6 protein-coding genes and 1 pseudogene are annotated in these 8,277 nt (G+C 63.6%); 2 read left to right on the forward strand and 5 right to left on the reverse strand.

What is annotated here, in order from left to right:
• Positions 1-249: 249 nt before the first annotated feature.
• A complete protein-coding gene (gene crtI / locus U1763_RS17655; RefSeq protein ID WP_332756232.1) occupies positions 250-1,914 on the reverse strand; it encodes a phytoene desaturase family protein in 1,665 nt (554 codons plus the stop codon).
• Between the two features lie 473 nt (positions 1,915-2,387).
• Between crtI and U1763_RS17660 the strand changes: the two genes are divergently transcribed.
• Together U1763_RS17660 and U1763_RS17665 are read left to right on the forward strand one after the other, a co-directional pair.
• Positions 2,388-2,942: a fasciclin domain-containing protein gene (locus tag U1763_RS17660; RefSeq protein WP_132896567.1), complete on the forward strand. Its 555-nt coding sequence runs from the start codon at positions 2,388-2,390 to the stop codon at positions 2,940-2,942.
• Positions 2,943-3,026: 84 nt separating this feature from the next.
• Positions 3,027-3,482 (forward strand): phosphate-starvation-inducible protein PsiE, encoded by a 456-nt coding sequence (locus U1763_RS17665; RefSeq protein WP_332756233.1) that lies wholly within the window; start codon positions 3,027-3,029, stop codon positions 3,480-3,482.
• Between the two features lie 238 nt (positions 3,483-3,720).
• Here U1763_RS17665 and U1763_RS17670 read toward each other — a convergent pair.
• From U1763_RS17670 to U1763_RS17685, 4 genes and pseudogenes are all read right to left on the reverse strand, one after another.
• Positions 3,721-4,629 (reverse strand): annotated as a pseudogene (locus tag U1763_RS17670) (LysR family transcriptional regulator).
• Between the two features lie 24 nt (positions 4,630-4,653).
• Complete coding sequence (locus U1763_RS17675) at positions 4,654-5,058, reverse strand: (R)-mandelonitrile lyase (protein ID WP_332756234.1); 405 nt, start codon at positions 5,056-5,058, stop codon at positions 4,654-4,656.
• A 182-nt stretch (positions 5,059-5,240) separates the two neighbouring features.
• Positions 5,241-6,458: an MFS transporter gene (locus U1763_RS17680; protein WP_332756235.1), complete on the reverse strand. Its 1,218-nt coding sequence runs from the start codon at positions 6,456-6,458 to the stop codon at positions 5,241-5,243.
• A gap of 1,243 nt (positions 6,459-7,701) precedes the next feature.
• On the reverse strand, positions 7,702-8,277 hold a 576-nt coding region (locus U1763_RS17685), incomplete at its 5' end, for an integrase core domain-containing protein (RefSeq protein ID WP_332756236.1).

The raw sequence follows: 8,277 nt of genomic DNA on the forward strand, positions 1-8,277 counted from the left end.
GCAGCAACGTCCTGGTGCCACCGGTTGAAGACATGCGGGACGGTTACGATCGTCTTTGTCGGCATTGCAGGCCTATCCCGCGCATGCGCGATCCCACGTTCGTCGAGGCCATGCACGGCTGGGCATCCACTGGCGTGTTTACGCGCTGGCCCGCCGCTGGCGCCTTGGCTATCCGGGCGGCAGCTTGCCGAGCAGATGCTGGCAGCCGTGTAGCGCGCACGCCGCTCGCGCATGCCGCGCGTGGGCCGTTCAGACCTCGGCCAGCCCCATCGCCAGCGCTCGATCATCGCCACCCTGCGACGGTACGCCGCCAACGATCCGCGGATCGATCGCGAAGTCGCGCGCGATTTCGCGCACGGTCATCTTGGCGGACATCATCACCGAGGGCGTGCCGCCGCCGGGCTGCGTACCTTGGCCGACCAGATAGAGGTTCGTGACATCCTCGCTGCGGTTGTGCGGGCGGAAGAACGCGGTCTGCGTCATCCGGGGCTCGACCCCGAAACCATTGCCCAGATGCGATCCCAGCACCTCTTCGAAATAGTCCGGCGTCACGAAGCTACGATGAACGATCCGTTCGCGCAGGCCGGGAATATAGCCGCGTTCGTCGAGGAATTTCAGCACCGTGTCGGCAAAGCCTTCGCCGACCGCATCCCAGTCGATATCGCTCTGGTTGTTGGGGACCGGGATCAGCGTGTACGCCGCGTGGTGCCCCGCCGGCGCGAGGCTGGGGTCGGTGATCGTCGGGATGTGGAGATATTGCGAGAAGTCGTCGGCGAGGATCTTGCGCTCGAAGATGTCGGTCAGAAGCTCCTCGTAGCGCGGGCCGAGAATGATGTTGTGGTGCCGCAGGTCGGGGTCGCCGTCCTGCATCCGGTACCCGAAATAGATCACCATCAGCGACATGCTCTGCTTGCGGAACTTGACCAGCGCGTCGCGATTGATCCGCCGGTGCGCCTTGTCGACGAGCTTCAGATAGGTGGTTGCATAGTCGGCGTTCGAGACGACCAGATCCGCCGCCAGCGTTTCGCCGTTCGCCAGCGTCACGCCGGTCGCGACGCGCTTCCGGCCGCGCTTCTCGACGTCGATCCGATCGACCTTCGCATTCAGCCGCACCGATCCGCCGAGCTCCTCGAACTTGCGGACCATCGCCTTGACCAGCGCGCCGGTGCCGCCGACCGCGAAATGCACGCCCCAGGTCTTCTCGACGAAATGGATCATCGCATAGATTGCGGGCACCTTGAGCGGATTACCGCCGATCAGCAGCGGCTCGAAGCTGAACACCTGCCGCATCTTGTCGCTCTTGAAATATTTCGAGATCAGCGAGAACAGCGGCTGGATCGCGCCGAGCTTCAACAGGTCGGGAAGGACGCCGACCATCGAGCCGAGCGAGCCGAAATAGGTATAGCCGAGTTCGAGGAAGCCGCGCTCGAAGATCGCGCGTGCGGCCTCGTGGAAGCGTTCGTAGCCGTCGAGATCCTCAGGGGCCAACCGCGCGATCTGTGCCCGCACGTTGACCGGATCGGCATCGTAATCGAAGAAACTGCCGTCGTCGAAATAGATCCGGTAGAATGGCAGGATCGGCACGATGTCGACGTAGCGCTGCGTGTTGGGGCCGCCGCTTGCGCCCGATACGATGCGGCTACCCTCGGCGAGCACCGATGGCGGAAAGTCCGGTTCGTCGAGCATCGCCGCGTCGCGCTCGAGCGAGAACAGCTCCTCGATGAAATGCGGAACGGTCAGCACGGTCGGGCCCATGTCGAAGACGAAGCCATCGACGCGGCGGACATAGGCGCGGCCGCCGACATCGCCGAGCTGCTCGACGATCTGCGTATCGAATCCGAGGCTCTGCAAGCGGATCGCGCAGGCGATGCCGCCGATCCCCGATCCGATTACGATAGCGCGCTGGCGGGTCATGACGGTCGTCTTTCCTGGGAGTCGGGAGAGGATCTGCGGCGCTCCACGAGCGGTCGTTCGATCCCGTGCGATAACCGCGGATGCGGCACCGCGACAGGGGCGAACGGCTGCAACGCCCGATCGGTGCTGGTGGGGGCAGACCCGCGGGTGGGTTTCGCTACGCTCTCGTCAATCGTGTCACGATACGGACTTTGGGCCGTATCCCGTGCCGGCCAGCGTCGCGTCGCTCGACGAGAGGATATGATCGCACGGCAGCGTATCGGGGATCGCATTGCCGATCGGGGTAGGTCGGACCCGTCCTTTGGTCCGTATTGCCTGGCGAACGCCTAGTGCCGAGACCGCAGACGGGCTGATGGTGAGTGATTGCGCGCCCCGAAAAGGCGCTGTGACTCCCCTTCAGGCCCGTCGTTTCAGGATCCCGAACGCTTGTCGGTGGCCGGCAGACGGGAGTGTATGATGCTAGGAGAACCAAGATGACATCACGGATCGCGCGCACATTGGGCGTCTGCCTCGCACTGTCGGTTGCGGTGCCGGTTATTGCGGTCGCGGCTAACCCGAAGGTTGGCGGTGCCGCCATGTATGCCAGCAAAACCATCGTCCAGAATGCCTCTGCCGCCAGCAACCTGACGACGCTTGTTGCCGCCGTGAAGGCCGCCGGTCTCGTCGAGACGCTGTCCGGCCCAGGCCCGTTCACGGTGTTCGCACCGACGAACGCGGCCTTTTCGAAGCTGCCCGCCGGCACGGTGACGACGCTCCTCAAGCCCGAGAACAAGGCGCAGCTTGCGGGTATTCTGACCTACCACGTCGTGCCGGGGAAGATCACTGCGAAGGATGCGCTGGCCGCGATCAAGGCCGGGGGCGGCAAGGCGACGCTCACCACCGTGCAGGGCGAGGCGCTCACCGCGCGCGTCACGAACGGCAAGATCGTGCTGACCGACGCCAAGGGCGGCAAGTCGACCGTGACGACGGCCGACGTGATGCAGTCGAACGGCGTGGTCCACGTGGTGGACACGGTGCTCATGCCGTGACGCAAATCGTGGCGCCGGTGTGTCCGGCGCCACGTCCACTCTGCCCCCGGCAGTAGTTACAATACGCATTGCATAGGGCCTTGCATGAAGTCTTTCGGCGAACATCAGGCCGACGCCTCGAAGGAGGACATAGTCGCCGATCGGTCCTTCAAGCCGGCCGTGGGCGAAACCGAGCACACTGTCGCGTCGATCGGCTTTCATGTCGTCGAACGCATCTTACTCCTGCTCGTCGCGCTGATGACGATCTGCGGCGCCGCGACCGAAATCTATCAGATCTACCAGACCCGCTCGATCAACCTCGCCGATATCCTTCTGATGTTTCTCTACACCGAGGTGATCGGCATGGTGAACGTGTTCTACACCGGCAAGGGCGCGACCTTCATCTATCCGATATTCATCGCGATCACCGCGCTGGCGCGGCTCATCGTGCTGCAAAGCAAGGACATGGCGCCCGAAAATATCGTGTTCGAGGCGAGCGCGATCCTGCTGCTTGCGGTGGCGGCGATGGCGATGACGCGCCTCAGTCGATCGACTGGCTAGTCGAGCACGAGGCCCTGCTTAAAGCCTTCAAAGTCGCGACCGCATCGCTCCCTCGCGGTTGGGGAAAGTCTAAATCCCCGTTTTCCTAGGGCTGGGCTCGAAAGCCGCCTGTCTGAGAATATCGAATTCAAGTCTGAATTTGAAGCTTACGAAAGGCTGAAGTGGGGAAGTCACAAGTCGGACGTGAATGTCCGGGACCGGGTCTCCGCTGCCCCGCATATATCCGCTCTCGTTCCTGTTACAGTCCTAAGGGATGCAGTTCGCGGATGAGTTCGATCAGCAAGCGGAGGCCGGCAGGCACCTGTCTGCGGCTCGAATAATAGACGTGATACCCGGGGCCCGTCGTCGCCCAATCGCGCAGGACGATGCGCAGTTCGCCGCGCGCGCAATAGGGTTCGAACAGCGGTTCGGGGCCGTACATCAGCCCGGCGCCACCGAGTGCTAGCCCGAGCATCGCGCGGCCTTCGTTGACGTAGATCTTGCTGGGCACGCTCACTGCGAACTCGCCGTCGGGGCCTTCGAAATCCTACCGGTAGATGCGGTCGTCGCCGAGGCGAACGCCGAGACAGCGGTGTTGTTGGAGGTCGTTGGGATGCTGCGGGTCGCCGAACCGGTCGAGATAGGCGGGCGAGCCTGCGACCACCCAGCGAATATCGCCCGAGATGCGCTGTGCCACCATGTCCTCGGGGACGGTGCCGCCGTGACGAATCCCCGCGTCGAAGCCACCGCCGACGATATCGACCATGCGGTCGGTGGCGACGATATCCAGGTTGATGTCCGGATAGCGACCGGTGAATTCGGGTAGGACGCGGCTGAGCAGAAGCATGGCCGCATCGACGACCACGTTCAATCGGATGCGGCCGGTCGGCGCGTCGCGGTAACGGTTGAGATCCTCGACCGCCTGGTCGATCGCCGCGAAGGGCTGCGTGATCGCATCGCGCAGTTCCTCGCCCGCGGCCGTCAACGTCACGCTGCGATTGGTCCGGTTGAGCAACCGCACGCCGAGCCGACCCTCGAGCCCCTTGAGCGCATGGCTAAGCGCCGACGCACTGACGCCGAGCTCCAGCCCGGCGACGCGGAAGCTGCGGTGCTTCGCGATCGCCAGGAAGTAGCTGAAGTCGGCGAAATCGGATCGACTGGTGACCATGTCCTCCTTGTGTATCTCAGAGCCCTACGCGGCCGAACCCAGATACTGCGCATCGGTCACCGGCTCCAGCCAGTCGACCGGGCTGCCGTCCAGCGCCTCCTGGATGGCGATATGCGTCATCGCCGTGGTCGACGTCGCGCCGTGCCAGTGCTTGTGGCCGGGCGGACACCAGATCACGTCGCCGGCGCGGATCTCGACGATCGCTTCGCCTTCGCACTGGGTCCAGCCGCAACCTGCGGTGACGATCAACGTCTGGCCGAGCGGATGCGTGTGCCAATTGGTCCGGGCGCCGGGCTCGAACGTCACCGCCGCACAGCTGTGCCGCGCGGGTTCCTTCGCGGTGTTGAGCGGATCGATGCGGACCGTGCCCGTGAACCACTCGGTGGGTCCCTTTTGCGACGGCTGCGATCCTGCGCGTTTCAATTCCATGGTCATACTCCTTTGAGGTGAAGTGTCAGACGAGATCGGGCAATTCTTTGATATGCTTGTCCAGCGTCACCGGATAGCCGCGCACGCGGAGCCCGACGTTCTTGGCCCTAACGGCGACATGGTCGGGTCGACCTCGTCGATGTGACAAACAGGCCGAAGCGCGTGTCGACCGCCATCTTTCATTAGAGAGTGGCATTGGCGCGATCATGCCGTGCGACAGCGAACGCGGCGATCGCCGCTAAGCCGAGCAACGCCGCGCTGCTAAGAAACTCGGGCACGGCGCCGACGGTGTCGTACACCGCGCCGCCGACGATCGCGCCAAGCGTGATCGCCAGCTGGACCACCGCGACCATCAGGCCGCCGCCCGCTTCGGCGTCTTCGGGCAAGGTCCGGGCGAGCCAGGTCCACCATCCGACCGGCGCGGCGGTCCCAGCAAAACCCCATACCGCGAGCAAGAGCGCGGTTGCGACGGTAGAACTGCCAAACAGCGCTAGGCCGATCGCGACCGCTGCCATCGCCACGGGCAGCAGCCAAAGAGTGAGGAACAGGCGCTTGACGATGAACCGACCGATCAAGACGGTCCCGACGAAGCAGGAGGCGCCGACGATCAGCAGCATGACCGAGAGCATGACGACGCTGACGTGCGTGACCTGTTCGAGGAACGGCCGCAGATAGGTGAACAGCGCAAACTGTCCGACGAACAGCATGGCGACGGCAAACAATCCGAGCAGGACAGCCTTGCTGTGGAGCAACCCGAGCATCGCGCGCGCCGATTGCCGTTCTGCGACAGGGAGCTTGGGCAATGCGCTTGCCTGCCAGACGAGCGCGCCGACCGCGACCGGCACCACGCAAAAGAACGCGCCGCGCCAGCCGATCAGGCTGCCGAGGAAACTGCCCATCGGGGCGGCGAGCGCGGTCGCCAGCGCGGTGCCGCCACTCATGATCGCGAGCGCCTTGCCGACCGACTCCTCGGGGACCAACCGGATCGCAATCGCCGCGGACATCGACCAGAAACCGCCGATCGTGATGCCCAGCAGCGCCCGACCCATCATGAATATGAGATAGCTCGGCGCAAACGCGACCATCGCGCCCGAAACGATCAACATGGCGATCAGCGCGAGCACGACGCGGCGGCGGTCGATCCTTCCGAGCAGTACCGAAAAAGACAGGCTCGTGACGACCGCGAACACCCCCGAGATCGCGATCGCCTGTCCTGCCTGTCCCTCGGTTAGGCGCAGTGTCTCCGCGATCGGGCTCAGCAGGCTAACCGGCAGGAATTCGGACGCGACGAGCACGAAACTGCACAGCGCCATCGCATACACGGCGCTCCAGCGTGCCGGCCTGGCATCGCCTTTTGTCGCATCAAACTGAGTCGCTGGAATAGCAACGAGGGTGGCCATGTCGGCACGTCCTTGTGTCGGATATGGGGTGTCCGCACGGTTCATGCACGGAACGTATCATCGTTCGAGCGCCGTCGACCGCAACGAGGTTGCGCGGCGAATTCGCAATATAGCCCCTCTGATTGCTCGAACAATTTGCCGCGTCATTGATGCAGCGATGAGCTTTACTCATCATCGCGGTGCCGGTCGGTCGCGGACGCCGTTCAAGCAAGCCCGGCCGAATGCAACGTCCGGTCGAGTATAATCGGGAGGCTGCGAATACGTTTGTCGGCGTGATAAAAGACGTTGCCGATCGCAGGTGCAACACCGACGCCGCCGATTTCTCCGACGCCTTATCGTACGACGAATAGGCGATTTGCGACGTCCTAACGACCTGCTGGCGTTTAACGTATACCGAGCTCTGTTCTATGTACCGCACCATCAAGAAGAACAGCGCGCATCGCTCACGGCGCATTCCCCATGCGCTCGAACACCGCGGTATGCGACTGGCTGATCGAGCGGGATTTACGACAGCAAGTAGGCATACGCCACGAAGAACGAGATAGTCATGGTGACAAGCACAATGCCAATCCCGAGCCAACCATTGAGAGGTGGCTTCTTCGAGGTGCTAGTTTCGCGAGGTGGCTTTGTCATGCGGCGTCTATAGGCTCGAGCGGTTCCGAGCGAAACCCGAGCCGATTGTCACAGGCTGGTTGCGTTAGGCAACGGGACGCCGCGCCTGACTTTCGCCTTGGCGCGAGAGGGAATGCGTCGGTGTCCGGGGCTAACGTGGCGCGTGAGACTAAGCGTTGATGGCGGCTCGCCGCTTGCCGGTATCCCTACCTTCGAACACCCGCTCTCGACCCCTCTATGCGCTGCTAGGGAAGGATTGCGAACTGTACGCTTACGGGAAGGCAGATGGCGGTAGCCGACATTGCGCGGCGCTGCCGCACCCCTACAGGTTATGACGAAACATCGCTCACAACCAGTGTGGCAGACGGTGTCCACAAACCAGGGGGGGGGCGCTACCAGAGACCGGCTAACCTGATCTGCACCGGTGCACTGAGCCTCCTGCGCGTTGAGTCGATTGGGGGCACTCAATGTCCTATGTGACGTACCGACTCCACGTTAGCGGGCGTCGTTCAAGCGGCTCGCGGGCCGCGTTCGGGTGTGGCAGCCAACGATCCTGTAGTGCAAGTCACACGTCCATTCGGAGGCGCAGCAGCGATCGCGAGTAGGGGCGTGGTGACGTGACCCCCGCCTTTCATCCAGCGGCAACCAGAGACCGACCGTTGTTGTCGCGCAGGAGCGCGGGTGAAGCAACGGTGGGGTTTAAACCCCACCGTTGCTTTTCGAGTTCGGCGGCAAAGGCGGCCGGTGTGGCGTAGCCGAGCGACGAGTGTGGCCGCTCGGTGTTGTAGTCCTCGACCCAGCGGGCGAGGATCGTGCGCGCCTGGCGGACCGTGAAGAACAGCGTCTCATTGAGTAGCTCATCGCGCATGCGACCGTTGAAGCTTTCGACGAACCCGTTCTGCGTCGGTTTGCCCGGAGCGATATAGTGCCACTCGACGCCGGCATCGCCCGACCACGCCAGCACCGCGTTTGAGGTCAGCTCGGTGCCATTGTCGCTGACGATCATCTTGGGCGCGCCACGCTCGGCGATCAGGTCGCCCAACTCGCGCACCACCCGCTTGCCCGAGATCGACGTGTCGAGCACCGCCCGCAAACACTCGCGTGTCACGTCGTCGACGATGTTGAGGATACGGAACCGCCGCCCCGTGGCCATCTGATCATGAACGAAGTCCAGGCTCCAGCGCTGGTTGGGTAGCGCCAGCACCGG

The organism is Sphingomonas sorbitolis, from assembly GCF_036663875.1.
Taxonomy (GTDB): domain Bacteria; phylum Pseudomonadota; class Alphaproteobacteria; order Sphingomonadales; family Sphingomonadaceae; genus Sphingomonas.